The sequence below is a fragment of the Lentibacillus daqui genome, from assembly GCF_027186265.1.
GTDB lineage: Bacteria > Bacillota > Bacilli > Bacillales > Amphibacillaceae > Lentibacillus_C > Lentibacillus_C daqui.
In genome coordinates this window covers 2155675-2181047 of sequence record NZ_CP114176.1, presented here as the reverse complement: position 1 = coordinate 2181047, position 25373 = coordinate 2155675, and the positions used below count along the sequence as shown (strand labels likewise).

The window sequence follows — 25373 nt, the reverse complement described above, 5'->3', positions numbered from 1 at the left end:
AAAGGAAGAGGTGAACTATTTTGAAACACGTACTTGAGAATGTTGAAAATCAGTTCGAAATGTTCCAGATTCTTGATGAAAATGGCAAGGTAGTAAATAAAGATGATATGCCGGATCTTTCAGACGATGATTTGAAGGAACTAATGCGCCGAATGGTTTACATCCGTATCCTCGATCAGCGTTCCATGGCTCTTAATCGTCAAGGAAGACTAGGCTTTTATGCACCGACAGCCGGACAGGAAGCATCACAGTTAGGCAGTCATTTCGCTTTGGAAAAGGGAGATTTCTTGTTACCAGGATATCGCGATGTTCCACAACTTATTTGGCATGGTTTACCATTATATCAAGCATTCCTGTTTTCTAAGGGACATTATCATGGCAATCAGTTCCCGGAAGGTTTTAATGCATTAAGTCCACAAATTATAATTGGTGCGCAATATACACAAGCTGCCGGTGTTGCAATTGGTATGAAAAAACGTGGAAAGAAATCCGTTGCAATTACCTACACAGGTGATGGCGGTACATCACAAGGCGACTTTTACGAAGCAATTAACTTCGCCGGTGCGTTTGGTGCTCCAGCGATTTTCGTTGTGCAGAATAACCATTTTGCCATTTCTGTGCCTGTGGAAAAACAAACTAAAGCAAAAACGCTTGCTCAAAAAGCGGTTGCTGCCGGAATTGAAGGAATTCAAGTAGATGGAATGGATGTACTTGCTGTTTATGCAGCAACCAAACATGCCCGTGAACGTGCAATCAATGGGGAAGGACCAACGTTAATTGAAACATTAACCTACCGCTTTGGGCCACATACAACAGCTGGTGATGATCCTACCCGTTACCGTACAGAAGAGCTCGACAACGAATGGGAAAAGAAAGATCCGCTTGTTCGTTTCCGCAAGTATCTGGAAGATAAGAATCTATGGTCTGAGGAAATAGAAAATAAAGTCATTGAAGAGGCAAAAGATGACATTAAACAAGCTATTAAAAAAGCTGACACTTATCCAAAACAAAAAGTGACAGAACTCATCTCCCATATGTTTGAGGAACTTCCAGCAAATTTACAAGAGCAAATGGAAGAATATAAAGAAAAGGAGTCGAAGTAAATCATGGCACAAATGACAATGATTCAGGCAATCACCGATGCTTTACGCACAGAACTAAAAAATGACGAAAACGTGCTTATATATGGTGAAGATGTCGGTCAAAACGGCGGCGTATTCCGTGCTACAGAAGGATTGCAAAAAGAATTCGGTGAAGATCGTGTGTTTGATACACCGCTTGCTGAATCGGGAATCGGCGGTATGTCTATTGGATTGGCTTTGCAAGGTTATCGTCCGGTACCAGAAATTCAATTCTTCGGCTTCGTGTATGAGGCAATGGATTCCATTAATGGACAAATGGCTCGGTTGCGTTATCGTTCTGGTGACACCCTTCATGCTCCAATCACGATTCGGGCGCCTTTTGGTGGGGGCGTACACACACCTGAACTACATGCCGATTCACTCGAGGGTTTAATCGCTCAACAGCCGGGAATTAAAGTGGTTATTCCAGCGACACCAAAAGAAGCAAAAGGATTATTGATCGCATCTATTCGTGACAACGATCCAGTTTTGTTCCTTGAGCATATGAAACTGTATCGTTCTTTCCGCGATGAAGTACCGGAGGAAGAATACACGATTGAACTTGGCAAGGCAGATGTCAAAAGGGAAGGCAAAGATGTAACAATTATTGCTTATGGTGCAATGGTTCACTCCGCGCTAAAAGCAGCAGATGAATTGGAAAAGAATGATATTGATGCTGAGGTAATCGATTTACGTACGGTTTCTCCAGTAGATATGGAAACAATCATTGCGTCTGTACAAAAAACCAACCGGGTTGTATTTGTTCAGGAAGCACAGCGACAAGCAGGCGTTGCTTCTCATGTGATTTCGGAAATTCAGGAGCGGGCTATTTTGCATTTAGAAGCGCCAATTTTACGGGTTACTGCACCAGATACCGTCTATGCTTTTACACAGGCAGAAGAAGTATGGTTGCCTGACCATAAGGATATCATCGAAAAAGTAAATCAAGTTATAAATTTTTAATTTCGTGATGGGAGGTTTGAAGAAATATGGCATATGAATTTAAATTGCCAGATATCGGTGAAGGTATTCATGAAGGAGAAATTGCCAAATGGTTCGTCAAGGATGGCGATGAAGTTAAAGAAGATGATGTACTCTGTGAAGTACAAAATGATAAATCGGTCGTTGAAATTCCATCACCAGTCGATGGGACAGTGAAAAAAATTCATGTCGGTGAAGGTGAAGTTGCTGTTGTCGGTGATACACTCATTTCCTTTGATGCAGAAGGGTATGAAGATGATGGTGACAGTGCTGATGAAGGTGACAATGATCAGAAAGAAGAAACCCCAGCAGCAAAAGAAGAGTCAAAACAAGACGACACCGACAAAGGCAATAAAGCAGATAAAAAAGAACAAAAGACCGATGATACGAATAAACGAGTTATTGCTATGCCATCGGTTCGCAAATATGCTCGTGAAAACGATGTAAACATTCAAAACGTTGAAGGCTCGGGAAAAAATGGTCGTGTGTTGAAAGAAGACATCGATGGTTACTTGAATGGTGAACAACCAGCAGCAGAAGAAGAAACTAACCAGGCAACACAAGAAACAGCGAAACCAGCCGAAACAGCTGCTGTTACAGAAGAATATGCAGAAACCCGTGAAAAAATGAGTGGAATCCGTAAAACGATCGCCAAAGCAATGGTTAATACGAAAGCAACGGCTCCGCATGTCACATTAATGGATGATGTAGATGTTACGGGACTTGTCGCACATCGTAAGAAATTTAAAGCTGTTGCAGCAGAACAGGATATCAAATTGACCTATCTGCCGTATGTCGCCAAAGCACTTGTTTCTGCGATGAAGAATTATCCGATTTTAAATGCTTCTGTTGACAATGATACGGATGAAATTATCTATAAGCACTATTACAACATTGGTATTGCCGCCGACACGGATAGAGGACTCCTCGTTCCAGTGGTAAAAGATGCCGATCGTAAATCTATTTTTGCGATTTCCAAAGAGATAAATGAATTGGCAGATAAGGCTAGAAATGGTAAACTAACACCGGGCGAAATGAAGGGTGCATCAAGTACCATTACGAATATTGGTTCCGCAGGTGGTCAATGGTTTACACCGTTAATCAACCAGCCAGAAGTAGCGATTTTGGGTATTGGACGTATTGCCGAAAAACCAGTTGTCCGTGATGGAGAAGTGGTTGTTGCACCTGTACTTGCATTGTCGTTAAGCTTTGATCATCGCGTCATTGATGGGGCAACTGCACAATTAGCCATGAACCAAATTAAACGATTGCTGAATGATCCACAATTAATCATGATGGAGGCGTAAAACAATGGTAGTAGGAGATTTTCCGGTAGAAGTTGATACACTAGTAGTTGGAGCCGGCCCTGGCGGTTATGTCGCCGCCATCCGTGCTGCACAAATGGGGCAAAAGGTTACCATTGCTGAGAAAGGTTCTTTAGGTGGTGTTTGCTTGAATGTCGGATGTATTCCATCGAAAGCATTAATTCAAGCTGGGCACTTGACTGAACAAGCACATGGTAATGAAGAACTGGGGATATCCACTGAAAATGTTTCCGTAGACTTTTCCAAAGTGCAAGAATGGAAAGGAGCCGTGGTTAACAAACTTACATCTGGTGTGGAAGGTTTGTTGAAAGGAAACAAAGTGGACATTGTTAAAGGTGAAGTATATTTTGTTGATGAAAATACAGCAAAAATTATGGACGATAAGCAGTCCCAAACGTACAAATTTAACAATTGTATTATCGCAACCGGTTCAACACCAATTGAGATTCCAGGTTTTAAATTCTCAGATCGTGTGTTAGATTCAACTGGTGCATTGAACTTAAAAGAAATTCCGAAGAAAATGGTAGTTATTGGCGGTGGCTATATCGGAACCGAGTTGGGTTCAGCATATGCCAACTTTGGCACTGAAATTACCGTGTTAGAAGGATTAAAAGACATTCTGAACGGATTTGAAAAGCAATCCTCACAAATTGTGAAAAAACGTCTCAAAAAGAATGGCGTAAACATTATCACTGAGGCAATGGCCAAAGGTGTCGAAGAATCAGCGGATGGTGTCAAGGTAACCTATGAAGCAAAAGGTAAAGAAGAAACTATTGAAGCGGATTATGTATTGGTAACAGTCGGCCGTAAACCAAACACGGAAGATATTGGCCTTGAACAAGTTGGCATTGAGGTAGGCGACAAAGGCCTGATTAAAGTTGATAAACAATGCCGTACCAATATCCCTAACATTTATGCAATTGGTGATATTGTACCTGGTATGCCACTGGCACATAAAGCTTCTTATGAAGGCAAGATTGCTGCTGAAGCTATTAGCGGTGAAAAGGCGGAAGTAGACTACATCGGTATGCCGGCAGTTGTTTTCTCCGACCCGGAACTTGCAACGGTTGGACATACGGAAAAGTCGGCTAAAGAGGCAGGCTATAAAGCGAAAGCATCAAAATTCCCATTTGCAGCGAATGGCCGGGCACTATCATTAAATGTTAGTGAAGGATACCTGAAGCTAATTACACGGGAAGAAGATGGACTTGTTATTGGTGCACAAATCGCGGGACCGAATGCAAGTGACATGATCGCTGAAATTGGTTTAGCCATTGAAGCAGGCATGACCGCCGAAGACATCGCGCTAACGGTACATGCACATCCAAGCTTGGGTGAAATCACGATGGAAGCAGCTGAAAAAGCACTAGGATTGCCAATCCATACTATGTGATTCTGATTAAAATAGAATTATGAAATACAAATAGGAGAGTTGTGTTCGTCACACAACTCTCCTATTCGTATGTGAGCGGGCAACACATACGCTATAAACAGGAATAAAAGACCCCTTGATACGTTTTAAAATGTATCAAGGGGTCTTTTATTAGGAATGCCTGGCAACTCATTAGTTGCTAACCTCTGCTACTCGTTCGTTGCTTATTTTGTTTTAATTCAAACTGTCGTGCTTCTTCTTTAAATGACTTAACCAATGACACGATAACGAGGAGCATAATAATTGCAAACGGTAATGCGGCAATTATGGATGCAGTTTGCAATGCATTCAACCCGCCTTGCCATAAGAGAATGGCTGCGGCACCTGATTGAATAAGTCCCCAGACAAGCTTCACGATATTTGGTGGATAAAGACTACCACCTGTAGTTTGCATACCTAGTACAAATGTCGCCGAATCGGCCGATGTAATAAAGAAGATACTAATGAGCAGAATGGCGAGAACTGAGATAATCGTACCGAGTGGAAAGTGTTCCAATACAGCAAAGAGTGCTGCTTCTTCGCCGATATCATTAATGGAAGACATAATGTCCACATGATCAAACACTTCCAAATGAATGCCGGATCCGCCAAGAACCGTAAACCATAATGCACTGAAAATAGTCGGCACAAGTAATACCCCAGTTACAAATTCCCGAACGGTTCTTCCACGTGAAACCCGGGCAATAAACATTCCTACAAACGGTGCCCAGGCAATCCACCATGCCCAAAAAAACATGGTCCAGTTATTCAGCCACTCACTGCCGCCGCTATTAAATGGTGTCATCCGAAAGCTCATACTTGGTAAGTTTTGCACATAGCTACCGATCGATGTAGTAAAGAAATCCATAAAAAATTTAGTGGGCCCCACAAACAACATAAACACCATTAGCATAATAGCAAGAATAATATTTGTATTACTTAAATACTTGATACCTTTATTTAACCCGGTCATTGCGGAAATTAAATAAAGAATAGTGACCAAAATGATAATTACAAATTGCACCGTGATCGTCTGATTAAGACCGAAAACATAGGAAAGTCCTCCACTGATTTGAATGGCACCTTGACCAAGTGACGTGGCAACGCCAAAAACAGTTGCAAACACAGCGATAACATCAATACATGTGCCAAGCGGTCCTTTTACACGATCCCCAAAAACAGGTTGCAAAATCGCACTGATCACACCAGGTGCTTGTTTTCGGAATTTGAAATAAGCCAGTGCCAAGCCTAGTGTTGCGTAAACCGCCCATGGATGTAATCCCCAATGAAAAAAACTATATTGCATAGCGGTTTTGGCTGCTCCTGCAGTTTGTCCATCCCCATATGGTGGTTCATTAAAGTGGGAGATTGGTTCAGCAGCCCCCCAAAAGACTAATCCAATTCCCATTCCGGCACTAAAGAGCATGGCAAACCAGGTAATATACGAGTATTCCGGTTTATCACCTGGTTTACCAAGCTTTATCCTGCCATACTTGGAAAAAATAAGATAGAGCGAAAAGATAACGAATGCAGTCATACTTAGCAGATAAAACCAGCCAAATTTATCGACAAAAAATGTTTGGATACTGGTTGTCACATTGTCCAAATTCGCATGCGGGAGAACACCTTTAGGAACAATTCCCCATACGATAAAAATAATGGCGATAACTGCCGAAATATAAAAAACGCGTGTAACTTTCTTCATAAACATAATTCCTTTCTATACAGAGTAGGGAAACAACCGACTTTTCGATAAGTCTGTTCCGTTTTTAATTTGATTAGAAAAAGTTTAAGGGGATTTTTCCTATAACTAGATAAAAAGGGCACATTTATGTATTTAAACATATTCTCGTTTTTGTCTCAACTTTTTCTCTATTATTTGCTAATACGACAAATCTAGTCATGGATTTACAGGACCCAATGGTTGACTGTATACCCGGCGTTGTCCATTTGCAAACAAAAAATTTCTTGATAACAGAAATTTTTTGTTCCGTATACATGATTTTGGGATATTCGTTAAAATAAAAATAGGTCATTAAAACAACGAAGGGATGGACAACTGTGAAAAAAATGAAGGTATTTGTCTTGTTGTCATGGTTTGTTTTCCTGTTGGCATCATGTAGCGCACATACCGAAAAGGAACAATCGGATAAGGAAGATGTTGCAGTTACAAAAACAGAGAAAACACCGGCCGATGGTGGCAAGGGGAAAGATAAACAAAAAAACGAGGAAAAAACAGAAAATGCGAGAACCCCAAAATATAAAATTTCGGATGCATGGTCGGTTGTCCCGATCAGTAAACATGCCAATGAAAAAGTAGTGCTTTTAACATTCGATGATGCTCCAGATGAACATGCGTTAGATATTGCTAAGACATTGAAAAAATTGGATGCCAGTGCGATCTTTTTTGTGAATGGACATTTTCTGAAATCCCCGGAGAAGAAACAAGAACTCAAACAAATTCATGATATGGGATTCGTGATTGGAAACCATACGTATAACCACACTTTACTGCCTGATGTATCCAAAGAAAAGCAAAAAGAGGAAATTGTCCGGGTAGATGATATGGTGGAAAAAATCATTGGCGAAAAACCAAAATTCTTTCGAGCACCAAACGGAGCTAATACCGATTATTCCAAGCAGATAGTCAAGGATGAAGGGATGACATTAATGAATTGGTCATATGGCTATGATTGGAATAAGGAATACATGTCAAAAGATGCAATCACCGATATTATGCTTCACACTGATTTATTAAACAACGGCGCTAATTTACTCATGCATGACCGCCCATGGACAGCTGCTGCCATTAAAGATATTGTCACCGGTTTACGTGATCAGGGATATGAAATAGTCGATCCAAAGTTGATAAGATAAAGTGATAAAGGGATTTGCTCCAAGGCACGTTGGGCAGATCCCTATTTTTAATGTGATATACTGTTAGGGGTTGCAATTCTAATTATGTCATACTATAATGTATTTACAATATTACAATTAATCAAAAAGGAGCTGGTCGAATGGGTACGGTCATATGCCAGGATTGTCAAAAAACAATTGAACATTTTGATGATGAGAAGGTAACAACGCTTTATGGAACATGTCCTAATTGTAACAATAAGAATAAATAATATAGATTTAGATGAAGGGGCTGTCAAAGAATTTTTGGCAGTCTTTTTTGTTGGATAAAAAGGTAGTACATGATAGCATAAAAGAAATAGTTGATATGGGGGAGAGTTGAGTCATGGAATGGAACACAAAAATAACAGAATTATTAAAGATTAAATATCCAATTATCCAAGGGGGGCTGGCGTATCTTGCCTATGCCGATTTAGCAGCTGCAGTTTCCAACGCCGGGGGCTTGGGTCAGATTACCGCCATGAGTCTAGCGGACCCAGATGAATTAAAAGCAGAAATTAAACGTGTCAGAACACTCACAGATAAGCCATTTGGGGTTAACTTTGCCATTGGTCAGCATGGGCGCACATTTGAACATATGGTCCAGGCTGCAATTGATGAGCAAGTACCGGTTATTTCAGTCACCGGAGGGAATCCTAAAGGCGTGCTGGACATGGTGAATGAACATCCGATTAAAAAGCTGGTACTGGTTGCAGCAAGAAGACAGGCGGAAAAAGCGGAGGAATTAGGTGCTGATGCTGTTATGGTCGTTGGTCAGGAAGGTGGCGGTCATTTGGGACGCGGGGATACCGGTACACTTGTATTAACCCCGCAAGTAGTCGATCATGTGTCGATTCCCGTTATTGCCTCTGGTGGAATTGGTGATGGCCGCGGATTGATGGCAGCCTTGGCACTTGGAGCTGAAGGAATTGAAATGGGTACCAGGTTTATCGCAACGAAAGAATGTATCGATGCCCATCCGGACTATAAACAGGCACTAATCGATGCGGACGAAAATGCAACCACTGTTATCAAACGCACCCTGGGTACACCAGCAAGAGCATTGAAAAATGAATGGACGGATGCGATTCTTGATTTGGAGGCAAACCAGTCTACATATGACGATCTGAAGACATATATTAGTGGAGAAGCAAATAAACGGTATATTTACGATGGTGATGCTACAACCGGTTTTGGCTGGGCAGGACAAATCGCAGCACGCATTCATACCATTCCAACCGTGGATGAATTAGTGACAAGCCTGTTGAAAGAAGCAGAGGATATTCGAAATAAATGGCGGTAAATGGAGGATAGCGGCATGAATTATCATTATCCAATTGATGAAACATGGACAAAAGAGGAAATCACCGATGTGGTCAATTTCTTTACAATGATTGAAAAGGCATACGAAAATAATGTAAAAGCGGCGGATGTCATGCTTGCCTATCACCGATTCAAACAGATTGTTCCGTCCAAAAGTGAAGAAAAAAGACTTTTTGCGGAATTTAAAAAGGCTTCCGGGTATGCTAGTTACCAGGTTGTAAAACAGGCAAAAGCTACAAATGGTACCGTCACAATACAAAAGGGCGGGTAAACAGTTACCGCCCTTTTTCCGAAGGGTATAATAGTAAAAAAATTCAGGCTCTATTATGCTCATGCCAGTGTTGGCCCCGTCCGGCTCCAGCGCCCAGCGGCTAGCAAACTTCAGGTTTCTTCCTGCGATAAGTCAACATCGGTTCGTAAGTTAAAGGAAGGCCGACTAAGAACGGCCTTTGCGGCCAACGTCGGCATACCCCTTTTGCAGGGGCATGTTTCCTTTATCTCGTAGGTAAGGATGTTCGGCTAAGGACGCCGCTTTGCGCGGCAACGCCGAACCACCCGTGTTGCAAGGGCGCAGTTTTTACGCCGCTAACCGGGCGCTTACGCCTTTGTTCTCAAAGAAAGCTGATAAATAGGGACCAATACATCCAGGATGGACTTTATTTCCTGTAAAAACGATGCCCCATCTGCCAGAATTGGATCATTTGCGGCAAATTGTTTTCCCAGCAGGAGCTCGGCACTTTTTACGTTTTTAAATCGTTCCAAAATCGCATTCAATTCAACATCCCTTAGTTGGTCATCTGACTTTTTCATATGGTTCATGGAAATATTGTAGTCAGCTGGAAGCATGTGTTCCAAGTCATGCTGGTGATCTAAAAATACCTCGGCCATTTCTTGTTTATTTGGTAATTCATAAATGTAGGCAAGCCAGACGAAAACACGATCATCCCATAAACCTACCTGAAAATGGGGATGCTTTTTATAGCCGCGTTTATTATTGGCAATTGCCAACCATGTATCATCTGGGGGATTAACGGTTCTTCTGGCGTGTTTGGCAATATGCAAGAACATTTCGTTTCCAAGTATTGCTTGCAAATAGTCGACCAGTTCATTTCCGATTTCTTGAAATTTTGGCTGGATGCGGTTTTGTATTGCCTCCATCCGTTCGTCTAATCCATCATTCGAAAAAACCGCAAAATCCGCTGATGAAAAGCCATGAAATGTCACAATCTGTCATCCTTTCTCGAGTAAACATGCTTATTGCCTAGTAGAGCGTGTCCATTTTTACCGCTGCTCAAAGCTACGCCGCCTAGAACTTCTCGGTCCTTTTTATCCTCCTTTTGAACACGCACTAGTAGATTATAATCATTATTAAGTAAATCGTTACCTCAGTCAAGCAATACCGTTTAAAATCGGCTAAACTGGGAATAGATAAGAATATTAATAATTAAGAAAAGCCTAGTGTCATTAATCTCCTAAATTTATGATTCACCCGGGAAAAATGTTGAACGATATAGTGATTTAAGTCATAGTATAACATAAGTCATCTGAAGGGATGAAGGTATATGAAATACGTAATGGAAGCCCTGAGACGAAAAGAAGCCGAAGAGAAATTGCCTGTCATTCGTATGGAAATTGATTATGAGCTTGTAACACTTCATGATGCGATGAAAGCGAACGATACTGTTCAAATCATAAAAACAAAAGAACGATTGGAACAACTCCGGAGACAACTACTTGAAATAGAAAATAAATAACGCCCAAGCTGACCTGACGCCTATGTTTCTTATTCTGTATAGGTGTCCTTTTTTGTTCCGTTTAAAGAAGTAATTCTTAAGCAGGGCACTTTTAATGACGCTATTGGCAGGATTTGATAGTATGGTACTAATCTAAGCATTGGAGGACATAGCATATGGATTTTGGGTTGCGAGAGAATATTTTTGAACAGGCAAAAGCTTGGGTACTTCAGGCGGGTCAAACAATCAGGGAACGCATAAATGATCCGCTAATTATTGATACCAAATCAAACCCGAATGATTTGGTGACGCAAATGGATAAAGAAACGGAGCGTTTTTTTGCGTCAGCCATCAAAGAAACATTTCCGGATCACTTCCTGCTTAGTGAGGAAGGATATGGTGATAATCACGATTCATTGGACGGAACGGTTTGGATTGTGGATCCAATCGATGGGACAATGAATTTTGTTCACCAGAAACGCAATTTTGCTATTTCGGTTGGTATTTATCATCAGGGCATTGGTGAAATTGGCCTCATCTATAATGTGATGGAAGATGTTTTATATCATGCCAAACGAGGGGAGGGGGCATTCAAAAACGATGTATCATTGCCGCCCCTAAGGGAAGATGTTCAATTGAAAAAAGCAATCCTTGGTTTAAATCATTTTTGGCTATGCGAAAATCGACTTGTTGACGAACGGCAAATGCAGAAATTGGTTAAAACAGTTCGTGGTTCCAGGTCATACGGATCAGCCGCGTTGGAATTTGCCTATGTGGCAGAAGGAATTACAGATGGTTATTTAACCTTGAGCCTTTCTCCGTGGGATTATGCTGCCGGAATGGTCATTGTGAATGAAGTTGGTGGCAAAACTACCACTACCACTGGCGACCCTGTTAATTTGCTGGGAAAGAATTCCGTTTTTACTGGAAACCCCGCAATTCGGCAGCAGATATTGGATGACTTTCTTATTAAAGGAAAGAAGTGACGCTTGACTATGCGTCACTTCTTTTACGTTTAATGATTAAGCCGAGTTCCATTGCCGCAAATCCCAGTACAAAAAATAACAGGACCAGCCAGAAATTCTGGTAGGAAAGTGCTGCACCCATACCAACAAACATGGCAATAACAACAATGGCTAATAATAACATTGGAAAATTTATTTTTTTCATGATTTCACCCCGAGTGTAAGACATGTAGCATCACAGTCATTCTTTGTTGGACAAACTTTTCCTATATACACTAACAGTATAAATTATTTGCTGGTATTTTTCAAAATAAACAAGATGTCCGATTATCGTTATATTTTAGACTGGCACGAGTAGAAAAGTTCTAGTATGATAGGGAAAGAGTGTTGATTTGTGGACATGCACGTTAATGGGGGATATATGGATGGATAGCGTTATTTTCAACTATATTAAAGACACATTTGGCGTTGATCATATTTTTTGGACTTTATATGTACTAAATTTAATCTTTGGTGCGATCGCATTCAAATTGGGGTTTGCCCGAAAATTACCACCACTAAAAACGGCCTTTGTTTATGTGATGCTTGCTGTTGGTACATATGTAATTACGATTTTTAGCATTTTTAGAATGCCAATGACCGAAAGTTTAATTATTATTTCGGTGGTTATGGGAATTTATCGATTTCGCCTGCATCAACAACGAAAAAGACGAGCAAAAACTCAATAATTGGCAAAAACAAAAAACTCCCAAGTACCGGGAGTTTTTTGTTATCGATGTGGCTTTTATATCAAATTATCTTTATGTTTCTTTTCCTGATACAAATGAAAATTGCCAGTTTCATGTCTTTCCCTGGTTTTGGTGTCGATCCGCCAATAGCATGTCTGGCATAAATACATGCTTGTTTTTCTATTTCGTAATCGTTTTGCCTTGAGTGAATAATCATCAATCGTTTCCACCCGGTCACAAAGGACACATTTCACTTGCATTTTATCACCTCTAATTCGACCCGTCAGTGTTTAATATGGAAATTTCAGCTGAATATTGTTCATGTTGTAAATCCAGTAGAAAAATATGCAAAGTCGGTTGAATATAACTATCATTACAGTTTAACTATAACACAGGATTCATGTCGATAAAAGATGCATACAATTTTGATGTTTGATGAATAATATAAGGGGTATATGTTACACAAAAAGGTGAAAGGACGATTGATATGAAGAAGAGATACATTATTTCGGCGATTGGGGCTGCAGCAGGTGCTGGTACAGCGGGATATTTACTAATGGATAAAGACAAACGTGCAAAAATCCAGGATAAGGCTAAAACCATGGTGGAGACGTTTAAAAATGATGATGTTTCTACGTTGGATGAAGCAGGGATCCCGGATCAAACAGCCAAAAAAGATTTGGCTCAATTGGAAAATGCAAAGATGGTTTCGGAAGGCTCGCAGTTTGGTGTTAATTATTACAATGAGGTTAAGGCTGACGAAGAACAGTAAACCTGGATAAAGCTGAGGTGCTTCCATTGATCGGGAGCACCTTTTTTAGCTTTGACCTGGAAATGCGGTCAATGATCGTACAAGCTGATTTGATGTATCCTTTCACGTTTTATTTATTACCCTGATCATTCTCAATATCGTTCAATTTGTTTTCATTATGTTTCGGGATGACTTCTTTGTTTTGGTCGGGTTCTTGTGGCTGGTCTTCATCAACCGGAAAGTCAGGCATGTACCTGCCGACAATTGCGGATAACTCATCAACGACACCATTAACAGGATGTCCTTGGCCAATTTTATTGCTCATATTCCGCAGTCTTTCCGTTATATCTGCATCGGCTACAACAACAGCGGTTTTTCCATATGGATCATGTCTTAATCCTTCTGTTACGGTATATTTGATTGTACCAACACGGGAGCGATCCAAGTCTTTATCCACGTCAATTCCAACTACCGCATAAGGGCCGGCAACGACTGCTGAGGCACTGTTTACGTTTGGAACTGTATTAGCAATATCAGCTAAATGGTCAGCTATTTCGCTATTGGTGAGATTGTCGTTTTCAACGGGTTGAGAATTTTTCACATGTGTCAATTGATTTCCGTTTTCTTTCTCGGGTAAAGATGTTTCACCATTCTGCTGACATCCGGCCAGGATAATAACGCAGGCAATAAGGAATGTATATAAGCGCAATAGCATCTCTTTTCCTCCTTCAAAATAACTGTGTTGCCTTATTTTGAACCTGGAAAGCAAATTTATACAAGAAAAGCGAAGGCACTCGTTTAGCGGCGTATATCCTGGACTGTGCGGCGAATAGAGCATGGATTTTATATGTTATTTAATGTGAAAAAGCTGCTTGCCTATTAGCAAACAGCTTTTTGATCACTATTCAATCACGATTTTTGTAACACATTTTACCGGGTTATCCTTATTGGAACCATCATGATAGAAAAAATGCAATGGCCCATCTTTTAGTGGCTTCCCATTGAAAGAAAATAAAAATAATCCGTTGATGAAATCTTCCAGTTCGATGCGAATTTCGGCATTTGTCGTTATTAATACGGCATTTGTCGCATCCTCATTTGGTTCTGCATTATTAACAAAATCTTTGATCGGTATCACATAGGAATTTTTTAAAATCCTTTCACCCTCTTTGCGTGAGATACCAGGATTAACAGATGTTTTATTTGATGGAGACACTGCACGATCCCAGCGTTCTGATGCTTTTTGCAACTCCGTCAAATCCTCATCGGGGGTTTTTGCTTTTTCCACAAAGGCATCTTCCAGTAAAATTTTCCGTGCATCGAATATCCAGACTGTTGGATCCAATGTAATGGGATAAGCGACATTCCCTGTTATCGGTACAATCATTGTTATTCACCTCTTTAAAATATGTACTTGTTCAGAATAGCAGACGTACGAAGAAAAATCATCAAAAAGAGGCAAACTAAGTTTTATTTGCATTTTATGGTTACGACCGTTAATATAATAAGTAGAAGGAAGTCTTCTGAGTGGAGGGGATATATTTGTTATCTGAGGTGACCGTAAATCATCGTGAAAAAGCCTATGCCCTTCTTAAGGCTGATGCTGATAAAATTTTGAAACTAATTGAAGTTCAAATTGAGAACTTAATGACACCTAAGTGTCCCTTGTATGAAGAGGTTTTAGATACACAAATGTTTGGTCTGTCCAGGGAAATAGATTTTGCAGTGCGGCTAAATTTAATTGATGAGAACGATGGAAAATCACTTCTTGAGAATCTCGAACGACAGCTAAATATATTGCATGAAGCGGCACAAAAATCTGTGTAGATTTGTGCAAAATAATTTTGGCTTACCGCAGTAAAACTTTGCCGATATGTTCATGGCAAGGTTTTTTTATTAAAAATACTATTTCCTGCCGTTAATACCGAGGATAGCTTGGTAGATTCTGGTCGGTAAAAATGAATTACACCGAATAAATATTTGTGTTATACTATCAAAAACAAAATGATAAAATTGCGCGAATTACATAGTAGGGAGAAGTACGATGAAAAGGTTATTTAAATATAATGATTTTACCTTGATGATTACACCTTTGGTACTAAGTGCTTTCGGGATGGTCATGATCTATAGCGCAAGTATGGTGACTGCCGTCGTTGAAGGACATGAAAGCACCTTTTATCTTTTTAGACAATTGCAATGGTTTGTCGTTGGCACGATTGCCTTTGTATTTTGTAGTATATTTTCGTATAAATATTATCAAAAACTTATGAAATTAATCATGTTGTTTATTTTTATTTTATTGATAGCCGTATTATTTTTTGGGAAAAATGTAAATAATGCGCAATCCTGGTTCAGTTTCGGCCCCATTAGCCTGCAGCCTGCGGAATTCGCAAAACTGGGGTTAATTATGTATTTGGCCTCCGTTTATTCAAAAAAACAGTCCTATATTAAAGAGTTTAATAGAGGAGTATTGCCCCCGTTAATCTTAACTGGGGCAGTATTGGGTCTGATTGTTTTACAACCGGATATTGGAACTGCAGCAATTATCTTTTTGATTGCCTGTTCGGTCATTTTTAGTTCCGGAATTAAATTCAAACATTTATTTGTCCTGATTGCCATCGGTCTTTTGATTATTATGATTGCCGTACCAAGTATGGTAACTGATGTACGAATTGGCAGGTTTACCGGAGCCTATCAACCTTTTGAACATCCGGATGATATAGGGTACCATCTAATTCAATCCTATTTGGCAATCGGTGTTGGGGGACTGACCGGTGAAGGGCTTGGCAATAGTGTTCAAAAGCTTGGCTATTTGACGGAGGCGCATACCGATTTCATTATGGCTATCATTGCCGAAGAATTGGGATTCATCGGTGTCATCCTGGTGATTGGTTTGTTGGCGACCATTGTATTAAGGGGGATATTTATTGCCAGAAAGTGCAAAGACAGTTTCGGTGCTCTGCTCGCCATCGGGATTTCTTCGATGATTGGCATTCAGGCATTTATCAATTTAGGAGCGATCAGTGGTTTACTCCCGATTACTGGTGTACCATTGCCGTTTATTAGTTATGGTGGTTCTTCCCTGTTGATCATGTTGATCTCGATGGGAATTTTAAATAATATTGCTAGAAGCGTAAAAAAGCAGGAACAACAACCTGTTCAAGTAAAAAGCAAAGATATGCCACAAAATGTTGATAAAGGAGGAAGATCATGGCTGATGTAAAGCAAATCAATAAAATATTAGTCGCAAATCGAGGAGAAATAGCTATCCGGGTTTTTCGTGCCTGTACCGAATTGGACATTCGAACGGTTGCGATTTATTCCAATGAAGACACTGGATCTTATCATAGGTATAAAGCGGATGAAGCTTATTTGGTCGGCGAGGGAAAGAAGCCGATTGATGCTTATTTGGATATCGAGGGAATTATTGAAATTGCAAAAGATGTTGGCGTCGATGCCATTCATCCAGGGTATGGTTTTTTATCCGAAAACATTCAATTTGCCAAACGCTGCGAACAAGAAGGTATTACGTTTATTGGGCCAACCAGTGAACATTTAAGCATGTTCGGCGATAAGGTGCGTGCAAGGGAGCAGGCAATTAACGCTGGACTACCTGTGATACCTGGAAGTGATGGACCAGTCACGTCCGTTGAAGAAGTTGAAGCGTTTGGTGAGAAGTATGGTTATCCAATCATTATCAAAGCATCGCTCGGTGGTGGAGGACGAGGAATGCGAATTGTCCGTTCCAGCAATGCGTTGCGAGAGGCATATGACCGCGCCAAATCTGAAGCAAATGCCGCATTTGGCAGTGATGAAGTATATGTGGAGAAATTAATTGAAAATCCGAAACATATAGAAGTACAAATTATCGGCGACCGTGATGGAAGTATTGTCCATTTATACGAGCGTGACTGTTCTGTTCAACGCAGACATCAAAAAGTCGTAGAAATTGCCCCGAGTGTCTCATTGGGTGACGATTTACGAAGCGATATTTGTGAAGCTGCTGTCAAGTTAATGAAGAATGTTCATTATTTAAATGCTGGAACCGTGGAATTTTTGGTGACGGATAATGATTTTTATTTTATCGAAGTGAACCCGCGCGTTCAGGTAGAACATACCATAACGGAATTGATTACCGGTGTGGATATTGTGCAGACACAAATCAAGGTAGCACAAGGGCAGTCGCTCCATAGTGGTTCGATTGGTATACCGAAACAAGGAGACATTAAAACCAATGGCTATGCTATCCAGGCACGCGTAACAACAGAGGATCCGTTGAACAACTTTATGCCTGATACTGGTAAAATCATGGCGTATCGCTCTGGTGGGGGATTTGGTGTACGACTGGATGCCGGAAACGGTTTTCAGGGAGCAGTCATTTCACCGCACTACGATTCGTTGCTCGTAAAAGTATCAACCTGGGCATTAACATTTGAACAAGCAGCACAAAAAATGGTGCGTAATCTAAGGGAATTTCGGATTCGCGGCATTAAAACCAATATTCCGTTTTTGGAAAACGTGATTCAGCATAAGCAATTCTTGTCGGGTGAGTATAGCACAACCTTTATTGATCAAACACCAGAGTTATTTGTATTTCCAAAACGTAAAGACCGTGGCACAAAAATGCTAACCTATATTGGAAAAACTACTGTAAACGGGCCGAAAAAGAAACCAGTATTTCCCGAACCACCAGTTCCGAAAACTCATCCAAATGAAAAAATGCCAACTGGAACAAAACAAATTTTGGATGAACACGGGCCAGAGGGTTTGGCATCCTGGTTAAAGGAACAAAAAGAAGTATTATATACGGATACAACTTTCCGAGATGCCCACCAGTCATTATTGGCAACCCGTGTACGCACAAAGGACTTATTGCAAGTTGCGGAACCAACCGCAAGACTTTTACCGGAACTGTTTTCACTGGAAATGTGGGGTGGCGCCACATTTGATGTTTCCTATCGTTTCCTGAAAGAAGATCCGTGGAATCGTTTATTATCACTCAGAGAAAGAATTCCGAATGTTCTGTTCCAAATGTTGTTGCGAGCAAGTAATGCAGTTGGCTATAAGAACTATCCGGACAATGTCATTCAGGAGTTTGTTGACAAGAGTGCATCTGCCGGGATCGATGTGTTCCGCATTTTTGACAGTTTAAATTGGATGGAAGGAATGCGGCCAGCAATCAAGGCAGTTCGTGACAGTAATAAAATTGCCGAAGCGACGATGTGTTATACCGGGGATATACTGGATTCCAACCGGACGAAATATGATCTGACGTATTATAAAAATCTGGCAAAAGAACTCGAGGCATCCGGCGCCCATATTTTAGGAATCAAGGATATGGCTGGATTATTAAAACCGGAAGCCGCTTATCAACTGGTTTCCTCACTAAAAGAAACGGTTGATATTCCGGTCCATTTACACACGCATGACACAAGTGGTAATGGTATTTTCACTTATGCACGCGCAACGGACGCTGGTGTTGATGCGGTAGATGTTGCTTGCGGTGCCATGGCTGGATTAACATCGCAACCGAGTGCACAATCCCTTTATCATGCACTGGAAGGTACCGATCGGCAGCCAAAAATCAACCCTGCTTCCTATGAAAAACTGTCACAATATTGGGAGGGAGTCAGAGCATATTATCATGATTTTGAAAGTGGCATGAAGTCACCACACACGGAAGTATATTTTCATGAAATGCCTGGTGGTCAGTATAGTAACCTACGGCAGCAAGCAAAAGCTGTTGGCCTGGAAGATCGTTGGAATGAAGTGAAGGTCATGTTCCGGAACGTAAATGAAATGTTTGGCGACCTGGTTAAGGTGACACCATCATCGAAAATTGTTGGTGACATGGCATTGTTCATGGTACAAAATAATTTAACCGAAGATGACATTTATGAACGTGGAGAAACCATTGACTTTCCGGATTCCGTTGTTGAATTTGCCCAAGGCTATATTGGCCAACCATATCAAGGGATCCCGCAAGAATTAAAACGGATCATTTTAAAAGGTAAAAAGGCAATTACCGAAAGACCCGGTGCGTTGCTTGAACCAGTTGACTTTGTCCAATTACGGAACGATCTGTTTAAAACATTGGATCGTCAGGTGACTAGTTTTGACTTGATTTCGTACGCATTATATCCCAAGGTATTTATGGATTTCCAAAAGTTTACACAAAATTATGGAGATATGTCGGTATTGGATACCCCAACATTTTTCTATGGTATGCGTTTGGGTGAAGAGATTGAAGTAGAAATTGAGCAAGGTAAAACGTTAATTGTCAAACTAGTCTCCATCTCGGAACCGCATGCGGATGGCACTCGGATTGTCTATTTCGAATTAAATGGGCAATCACGTGAAGTAGTTGTCAAGGACGAAGGTGTCCAATCCCAGGTTGCAGTGAAACAAAAAGTAGATACTGGCAATGAAAAACAGATTGGTGCAACCATGCCTGGAACGGTTGTGAAGGTTGTTTGCGAAAAAGGTGAGAAAGTGAAGAAAGGTGATCACTTATTAATTACCGAAGCAATGAAAATGGAAACCACCGTACAAGCACCATTTGCCGGTGTGATCAAGGATGTATACGTGAAAAATGGAGAAGCGATTGCAGTGAATGACTTATTGATTGAATTTGAATAAAAACATAGTCACTCAGCCTGCAAGCAAACAAGCAGCAGATAACTATCTGCTGCTTGTTTCTCCTTCAATATTGGATTCATTTTCTTTCTCATATTTGGCACATCGTGTGGCGAGTAACACGAAATAACTCAGCATGGAGAAATATAAGGATATAACAAACGCATGCATTAAAGAAATTCCCAAATTTAGCTGGGTGAAAATGACCATGGCTCCAAAGAAGACCTGTAACACGATTAATGACATTGTGGCAACCCAACCCCAAAACATAACCCGGTTTTGCCGGTAATTTTTGATTACTCTAATGAATAGTACAACTGTCCAAATAAACAAGATACCAGCAAACAGTCGATGCCCCATTTGAACCCATTGAACAAAATTTAACGCTGCCAATGGTTCATCATTTCGACAAAAAGGCCAATCCCCACATACTAAGCTGGCATTCGTATGTCGAACAAGCGCACCGGTATAAACGACGATTAACGTATAAATCGTAATCATGTAAATTTCGATACGGTGCCGCTTGGCGATGTGAAGTGAGGCGGTATCGAATTTTTTGTCAACCTCAAAAATTAATAACATAAGTAGAAAAATCGCCGTAAACGAAATAAGCGAAATCCCAAAATGGGCTGCCATTACGAAGTCGGATTGATTCCAGATCACTGCAGCAGCACCAATGAGCGCCTGTAAAATCAGAAAGAAACTGGACATGAACGACAGAAATTTTACTTCCCGAATATGCCCAAGATATTTCCATGATAAAAATGATAGTAATAGCACAACGACACCCATAATACCGGATATCATTCGATGGCTAAGCTCTATAACAAGTTCCGGTGTAATATCCGTTGGCATGAATTTGCCTTCACACAATGGCCAGCTTGCACCGCAACCCATACCTGAATCTGTTTTTGTTACCAAAGCCCCTCCGATCAGAACAAAGACCATCCCAAGTGCGGAAACGACTGATAGCCATTTTAGTATTCGTATCATACATAATGCCTCGCTTTTAATCAGATAAAATATACAATAACAATATAGTAATACTAAAGAGCTGTTGATAGCAATGTTTATTCGACAAATAACACATAATTGTCATCTTAACATGGTATAGAACCGTTTTCACCATGAAAAATAAAAAAACCTTGCAAAAAAGAACTTTGTTTGCTAGAAATATTGTAGGGGATATTTGTTAAGATTTCCATCACGGTACCTGGTTCTGTTACATAAATGTTAGTTTTTACCAATGAAGGTGTCATGCCTTTTATTATTTTTGCCCATCGTTCACAAAGTTGTCATTTTTATTAGTGCAAAAATGAAAGGAACCACACGTAGTGAGATAGAATGTAATACAATTCCATGGTACAATTAGGATAATAGTTTGGATACTTTAGGGAATATTAGTGATATCGAATGTTCAAAGAAGAAGATTAATCTGATTTGAACAGGCTCCGATAGCTGCACCCTCTAAGAGTATTGATGTACAATTATGCCTTTTTGCGGGGAATCGGAAGGGGGGATATAGTAATTTGAATAAAGCAGAAACAACAACTTCACAAATAATGGGGAAGCTTGCTGACGCCGGGAATGTGGATTCGACATTTTTTTCCGATATGAAGTCGCTTGCGAAAATGGGTATCGTCAATTCTAATTTAATTACTACATTTACCGGATTTTGGCTGGCATTGCATTTTACCGGCGCCAGCTTTTGGGGTAATTGGCACGTTTTTCTGTTAACCATGGCAGGAACCGCGTTGGTCATTGCCGGCGGCTGTATGTTGAACAATTGGTATGATGTTGATATCGATCCGGTCATGGCACGGACCAAAACGCGTCCGACCGTTACGGGATCTATTAGCTTAAATCAGGCATTGACAATGGGAATTATGTCCACCGCTCTCGGTATTATTTTATTGCTTTTCACAACGTTTACGGCTGCTATGTTTGCCTTGTTTGGCTGGCTTGTATATGTCGTTTTTTATACGATGTGGACAAAACGAAGATATACCTTGAACACAGTCGTTGGAAGCTTTTCCGGTGCAGTACCCCCATTAATTGGCTGGGCGGCTATTGATCCTGATCTTCACATCGCAGCAATCGTGTTGTTTTTGATTATGTTTATCTGGCAAACACCACACTTTCTTGCATTGGCAATGAAAAAATGCAAAGAATATAAGGCTGCAGGTGTCCCAATGCTTCCGGTTGTTCATGGATTTGCATTTACAAAGCGGCAAATGGTTGTATATACGGCATGTTTATTGCCACTGCCATTTTACTTATCATCACTTGGAACAACCTTTTTGGTGATTGCGACATTGCTTAATGTCGGTTGGCTCGTACTGGGTATTGGTGGATTTTTTATGAAAAGCGATCTTAAGTGGGCAAATTTGATGTTTATTTATTCATTAAATTATTTAACCATTCTCTTTTTACTAATGGTTATTGTCACAATTAATTTCCCCTTCAGTTGAACAACGTTTTTGATAATGTCCTTAAATAATTTTTAAATAAGGAAGAAATAAAAGAGAAAGAGAGGTATAAATACATGAAAGGTTGGATGGGAAAATTCAGGGCGTTAAGTTTGTTAGGCTTACTAGCTCTCGTATTAGCGGGATGTGGCAGAGAAAATTTAACTGCCTTAAAACCAAAAGGGTATGGTGCAGAGACATCATTACATTTAATTATCCTGACAACAGTTGTGATGTCTTTGGTGCTTTTGGTTGTTGCAATCGTGTATATTACCGTATTAATTCGTTTCCGTAAGAAAAAAGGAAAAGAAGATTTTATCCCTAAACAGGTAGAAGGGAATAGAACATTGGAAACGGTCTGGACGATTATCCCGATTATCCTTTTAATAATTATTGCTGTTCCGACAACAATAGCAACATTTGATCTGGCAAGTACAAAAGGTGAAAAAGATCACTTGAATGTGGAAGTTACCGGAAACCAATATTGGTGGCATTTTAATTATAAAGGAGAAGATATTCAAACAAGTCAGGATTTATATGTTCCAACTGGCGAGAAAGTATATCTGAATATGAAATCGTCTGATGTCATTCACTCCTTCTGGGTGCCAAGTATCGCAGGTAAAATGGACGTGAACCCGGAAAACGAAAATACAATGTATATTGAGGTCAATGAAGAGGGCGTTTACTGGGGAAAATGTGCTGAGTTTTGTGGACCTGCCCACTCCTTGATGGACTTTAAAATTATTGCTGTAAGTCCGGATAAGTTTGATCAATGGGTAAGTGACATGAAGGACGTTGATCCCGATGCTGTTGCCGGTAGTAAAACGGCGAAAGAGGGAGAAAAATTATTCCAGGATAACAACTGTATGGGATGTCACGCAGTTGGCTCATCACCGGTTCAAGTAGGTCCAAACCTGACTGATTTCGGTAACCGTACCAAAGTTGCCGGGGTATTGGACAATACGAAAGAAAATGTTGTCGATTGGATTATGGACCCTGATTCGATTAAACCGGGAAACAAAATGTCTGGTAATTATCCAGAGCTTTCAAAAGATGAAGCAAGCAAAATTGCAGATTATCTCATGGAACTAAAACCTTCAAAGGTTACACCGGAAAGTGCCGGTGAATAAGAGATAAAGACAACATTTTAAAGGGATGGAAAATGTATAAGGGAGGTTAAAGTAGTGAGTATTGCAGCTACTCAAAAAAGGGGCTTTGGCGCTGTATTATGGGATTATTTAACGACTGTCGATCATAAAAAAATTGCGCAATTATATTTGATTGCCGGTGGTATATTCTTCCTGTTCGGCGGAATCGAAGCCATGTTAATTCGTATTCAATTAATTAAACCAGATAACGATTTTGTTAGTGCTGGTACGTATAACGAACTCATTACCATGCACGGAACAACGATGATCTTTCTAGCAGCTATGCCGTTAATATTTGCTTTAATGAATGTGGCTGTTCCACTACAAATTGGTGCAAGAGATGTGGCGTTTCCATTTTTAAATTCATTGGGCTTTTGGTTATTTTTGTTTGGTGGATTGATTCTTAACTGTAGTTGGTTCCTGGGAGGCGCTCCTGACTCAGGATGGACTGGATATGCCCCGTTATCAACTACTTCGCCCGGACACGGTGTCGATTACTATGTTATTGGGTTACAGATTGCTGGTGCGGGTACATTAATCGGCGGTATTAACTTTCTTGTTACTGTTGTTAATATGCGGGCACCTGGGATGACATATATGCGGATGCCTTTGTTTACCTGGGCAGCATTTATTGCAAGTGTGTTAATCTTGTTTGCATTTCCAGCTTTAACGGTCGGCTTGTTTCTGCTTATGTTTGACCGTATGTTCGATACAGCGTTTTTCGATGTATCGTTAGGTGGTAATACCATTGTTTGGCAACACTTATTCTGGGTATTCGGACATCCGGAAGTTTACATTCTGATCTTACCGTTATTCGGCGTGTTTAGTGATGTATTTTCAACCTTTGCGAAAAAGCGTTTGTTCGGATATACTGCAATGGTATTTGCAACAATACTGATCGCGTTCCTTGGTTTTATGGTTTGGGCTCACCACATGTTTACCGTTGGTTTAGGGCCTGTAGCAAACACCATTTTCTCTTTGGCTACAATGGCAATTGCTGTTCCAACCGGTATCAAGATCTTTGGCTGGCTTGCCACATTGTGGGGCGGAAATATCACGATTAATTCCGCGATGCTATGGGCACTGGGTTTTATTCCATCATTTACTATAGGTGGAATGACCGGGGTAATGGTTGCAACTGTTGCCGCCGACTACCAATACCATGATACGTATTTTGTTGTTGCACACTTCCACTATGTTATTGTTGGAGGTACAATCTTTGGTATTTTTGCTGGTTTACATTATTGGTGGCCGAAAATGTTTGGCCGAATTTTACATGAAGGATTGGGTAAACTAACATTCTGGACATTCTTTATCGGATTCCATTTGACTTTCTTTATCCAGCATTTCCTTGGTTTAATGGGTATGCCACGCCGATATTGGGTGTTCCACGCCGGTGACCATTTGGAAACAGGTAACTTAATCAGTACCATTGGTGCCTTATTTATGGCGTTTGCGGTTATTGTGTTTGTCATTAATGTGATTGTCACAGCCCGTGGCCCAAAAGCGCCGGACGATCCATGGGATGGACGTACGCTGGAGTGGGCAACTGCATCACCACCGGCACATTATAATTTCAAACAAACACCGCTTGTGCGTGGACTCGATCCGTTATGGATTGAAAAAATGGACGGCAATGGAAAAATAACACCAGCTGAACCATTGGGTGATATTCATATGCCGAACGGTTCATTCTTGCCATTCCTGTTCTCGTTGGGGTTATTTATTTCCGGCTTTGGTTTCATTTATCAAACGGACAATAAAGCATGGCTTATCGTGATGATCGGAGGCTTGGCCTTTTCAGCAGCAATGATGTTCGTTCGATCCATGAAAGATGATCTCGGTTACCATATCACGAAAGAAGAACTTGAAAGGGAGGCTGATTAAT

At 40.5% G+C, this 25373-nt stretch carries 25 protein-coding genes; 18 read left to right on the top strand and 7 right to left on the bottom strand.

What is annotated here, in order from left to right; all coding sequences use genetic code 11:
- Nucleotides 1-20 precede the first annotated feature (20 nt).
- Genes pdhA through lpdA form a run of 4 tightly spaced genes read left to right on the top strand, consistent with a single transcriptional unit; the run spans nt 21 to nt 4820 of the window.
- The gene (pdhA, locus tag O2S85_RS11080) at nt 21-1103 is read left to right on the top strand and encodes a pyruvate dehydrogenase (acetyl-transferring) E1 component subunit alpha (RefSeq protein WP_269409402.1); all 1083 of its coding nucleotides are present in this window, start codon (nt 21-23) and stop codon (nt 1101-1103) included.
- A gap of 3 nt (nt 1104-1106) precedes the next feature.
- On the top strand, nt 1107-2084 hold the full coding sequence (locus tag O2S85_RS11075; RefSeq protein WP_269409401.1) for an alpha-ketoacid dehydrogenase subunit beta: 978 nt from the start codon (nt 1107-1109) through the stop codon (nt 2082-2084).
- A 26-nt stretch (nt 2085-2110) separates the two neighbouring features.
- Complete coding sequence (locus tag O2S85_RS11070) at nt 2111-3409, top strand: dihydrolipoamide acetyltransferase family protein (protein ID WP_269409400.1); 1299 nt, start codon at nt 2111-2113, stop codon at nt 3407-3409.
- Between the two features lie 4 nt (nt 3410-3413).
- The gene (lpdA, locus tag O2S85_RS11065) at nt 3414-4820 is read left to right on the top strand and encodes a dihydrolipoyl dehydrogenase (RefSeq protein ID WP_269409399.1); all 1407 of its coding nucleotides are present in this window, start codon (nt 3414-3416) and stop codon (nt 4818-4820) included.
- A 178-nt stretch (nt 4821-4998) separates the two neighbouring features.
- Here the strand turns inward: lpdA and O2S85_RS11060 are convergent, their stop codons facing one another.
- Entirely contained in the window at nt 4999-6543 is a 1545-nt protein-coding gene (locus tag O2S85_RS11060) for a glycine betaine uptake BCCT transporter (RefSeq protein WP_269409398.1), read from the bottom strand.
- A 365-nt stretch (nt 6544-6908) separates the two neighbouring features.
- Between O2S85_RS11060 and O2S85_RS11055 the strand changes: the two genes are divergently transcribed.
- The 4 genes from O2S85_RS11055 to O2S85_RS11040 all read left to right on the top strand — a co-directional run bounded on the left by O2S85_RS11055 (nt 6909) and on the right by O2S85_RS11040 (nt 9327).
- The gene (locus O2S85_RS11055) at nt 6909-7715 is read left to right on the top strand and encodes a polysaccharide deacetylase family protein (protein ID WP_269412558.1); all 807 of its coding nucleotides are present in this window, start codon (nt 6909-6911) and stop codon (nt 7713-7715) included.
- Nucleotides 7716-7855: 140 nt separating this feature from the next.
- Nucleotides 7856-7966 carry a GapA-binding peptide SR1P gene (locus O2S85_RS11050; protein ID WP_269409397.1) on the top strand — a complete coding sequence of 37 codons (111 nt, stop codon included), beginning with the start codon at nt 7856-7858 and terminating at the stop codon, nt 7964-7966.
- Between the two features lie 113 nt (nt 7967-8079).
- Complete coding sequence (locus O2S85_RS11045; protein WP_269409396.1) at nt 8080-9036, top strand: NAD(P)H-dependent flavin oxidoreductase; 957 nt, start codon at nt 8080-8082, stop codon at nt 9034-9036.
- Nucleotides 9037-9051: 15 nt separating this feature from the next.
- On the top strand, nt 9052-9327 hold the full coding sequence (locus O2S85_RS11040) for a UPF0223 family protein (protein WP_269409395.1): 276 nt from the start codon (nt 9052-9054) through the stop codon (nt 9325-9327).
- A 326-nt stretch (nt 9328-9653) separates the two neighbouring features.
- Here the strand turns inward: O2S85_RS11040 and O2S85_RS11035 are convergent, their stop codons facing one another.
- Nucleotides 9654-10280: a YktB family protein gene (locus O2S85_RS11035; RefSeq protein WP_269409394.1), complete on the bottom strand. Its 627-nt coding sequence runs from the start codon at nt 10278-10280 to the stop codon at nt 9654-9656.
- 338 nt (nt 10281-10618) lie between these two features.
- Here O2S85_RS11035 and O2S85_RS11030 point away from each other — a divergent pair, with 338 nt between their 5' ends.
- Nucleotides 10619-10810 carry a YkzI domain-containing protein gene (locus O2S85_RS11030; protein ID WP_269409393.1) on the top strand — a complete coding sequence of 64 codons (192 nt, stop codon included), beginning with the start codon at nt 10619-10621 and terminating at the stop codon, nt 10808-10810.
- Between the two features lie 155 nt (nt 10811-10965).
- Nucleotides 10966-11775, top strand: a complete 810-nt coding sequence (locus O2S85_RS11025) for an inositol monophosphatase family protein (protein WP_269409392.1) — start codon at nt 10966-10968, stop codon at nt 11773-11775.
- A gap of 7 nt (nt 11776-11782) precedes the next feature.
- Here O2S85_RS11025 and O2S85_RS11020 read toward each other — a convergent pair whose 3' ends face one another.
- Nucleotides 11783-11959 carry a DUF5325 family protein gene (locus tag O2S85_RS11020; RefSeq protein WP_269409391.1) on the bottom strand — a complete coding sequence of 59 codons (177 nt, stop codon included), beginning with the start codon at nt 11957-11959 and terminating at the stop codon, nt 11783-11785.
- A 220-nt stretch (nt 11960-12179) separates the two neighbouring features.
- On the opposite strand from O2S85_RS11020, the gene O2S85_RS11015 reads away from it, so the two are divergent.
- Nucleotides 12180-12482, top strand: a complete 303-nt coding sequence (locus tag O2S85_RS11015; RefSeq protein ID WP_269409390.1) for a YlaH-like family protein — start codon at nt 12180-12182, stop codon at nt 12480-12482.
- 56 nt (nt 12483-12538) lie between these two features.
- Here the strand turns inward: O2S85_RS11015 and O2S85_RS11010 are convergent, their stop codons facing one another.
- Nucleotides 12539-12742 carry a YlaI family protein gene (locus tag O2S85_RS11010; RefSeq protein ID WP_269409389.1) on the bottom strand — a complete coding sequence of 68 codons (204 nt, stop codon included), beginning with the start codon at nt 12740-12742 and terminating at the stop codon, nt 12539-12541.
- Nucleotides 12743-12969: 227 nt separating this feature from the next.
- On the opposite strand from O2S85_RS11010, the gene O2S85_RS11005 reads away from it, so the two are divergent.
- The gene (locus O2S85_RS11005; protein WP_269409388.1) at nt 12970-13254 is read left to right on the top strand and encodes a YbyB family protein; all 285 of its coding nucleotides are present in this window, start codon (nt 12970-12972) and stop codon (nt 13252-13254) included.
- 109 nt (nt 13255-13363) lie between these two features.
- On the opposite strand, the gene O2S85_RS11000 is transcribed toward O2S85_RS11005, so the two are convergent.
- Nucleotides 13364-13948 (bottom strand): YhcN/YlaJ family sporulation lipoprotein, encoded by a 585-nt coding sequence (locus tag O2S85_RS11000; protein WP_269409387.1) that lies wholly within the window; start codon nt 13946-13948, stop codon nt 13364-13366.
- Nucleotides 13949-14134: 186 nt separating this feature from the next.
- Nucleotides 14135-14620, bottom strand: a complete 486-nt coding sequence (locus O2S85_RS10995; RefSeq protein WP_269409386.1) for a hypothetical protein — start codon at nt 14618-14620, stop codon at nt 14135-14137.
- Nucleotides 14621-14775: 155 nt separating this feature from the next.
- Between O2S85_RS10995 and O2S85_RS10990 the strand changes: the two genes are divergently transcribed.
- From O2S85_RS10990 to pyc, 3 genes are all read left to right on the top strand, one after another.
- The gene (locus O2S85_RS10990; RefSeq protein ID WP_269409385.1) at nt 14776-15060 is read left to right on the top strand and encodes an Fpa/YlaN family protein; all 285 of its coding nucleotides are present in this window, start codon (nt 14776-14778) and stop codon (nt 15058-15060) included.
- Between the two features lie 217 nt (nt 15061-15277).
- Nucleotides 15278-16456, top strand: coding sequence for a putative lipid II flippase FtsW (gene ftsW, locus O2S85_RS10985; protein ID WP_269409384.1), 1179 nt, complete (start codon nt 15278-15280; stop codon nt 16454-16456).
- The gene (gene pyc / locus O2S85_RS10980; protein ID WP_269409383.1) at nt 16444-19872 is read left to right on the top strand and encodes a pyruvate carboxylase; all 3429 of its coding nucleotides are present in this window, start codon (nt 16444-16446) and stop codon (nt 19870-19872) included. Before ftsW ends, pyc begins: the two co-directional genes overlap by 13 nt.
- Nucleotides 19873-19914: 42 nt before the next feature.
- On the opposite strand, the gene O2S85_RS10975 is transcribed toward pyc, so the two are convergent.
- Nucleotides 19915-20862, bottom strand: coding sequence for a COX15/CtaA family protein (locus tag O2S85_RS10975; protein WP_269409382.1), 948 nt, complete (start codon nt 20860-20862; stop codon nt 19915-19917).
- A gap of 536 nt (nt 20863-21398) precedes the next feature.
- Between O2S85_RS10975 and cyoE the strand changes: the two genes are divergently transcribed.
- The 3 genes from cyoE (at nt 21399) to ctaD (ending at nt 25372) form a co-directional block, all read left to right on the top strand.
- Nucleotides 21399-22340 carry a heme o synthase gene (cyoE, locus tag O2S85_RS10970; RefSeq protein WP_439649393.1) on the top strand — a complete coding sequence of 314 codons (942 nt, stop codon included), beginning with the start codon at nt 21399-21401 and terminating at the stop codon, nt 22338-22340.
- Between the two features lie 74 nt (nt 22341-22414).
- Nucleotides 22415-23467, top strand: coding sequence for a cytochrome c oxidase subunit II (coxB, locus tag O2S85_RS10965; protein ID WP_269409381.1), 1053 nt, complete (start codon nt 22415-22417; stop codon nt 23465-23467).
- Between the two features lie 54 nt (nt 23468-23521).
- The gene (gene ctaD / locus O2S85_RS10960; protein WP_269409380.1) at nt 23522-25372 is read left to right on the top strand and encodes a cytochrome c oxidase subunit I; all 1851 of its coding nucleotides are present in this window, start codon (nt 23522-23524) and stop codon (nt 25370-25372) included.
- Nucleotide 25373 lies beyond the last annotated feature (1 nt).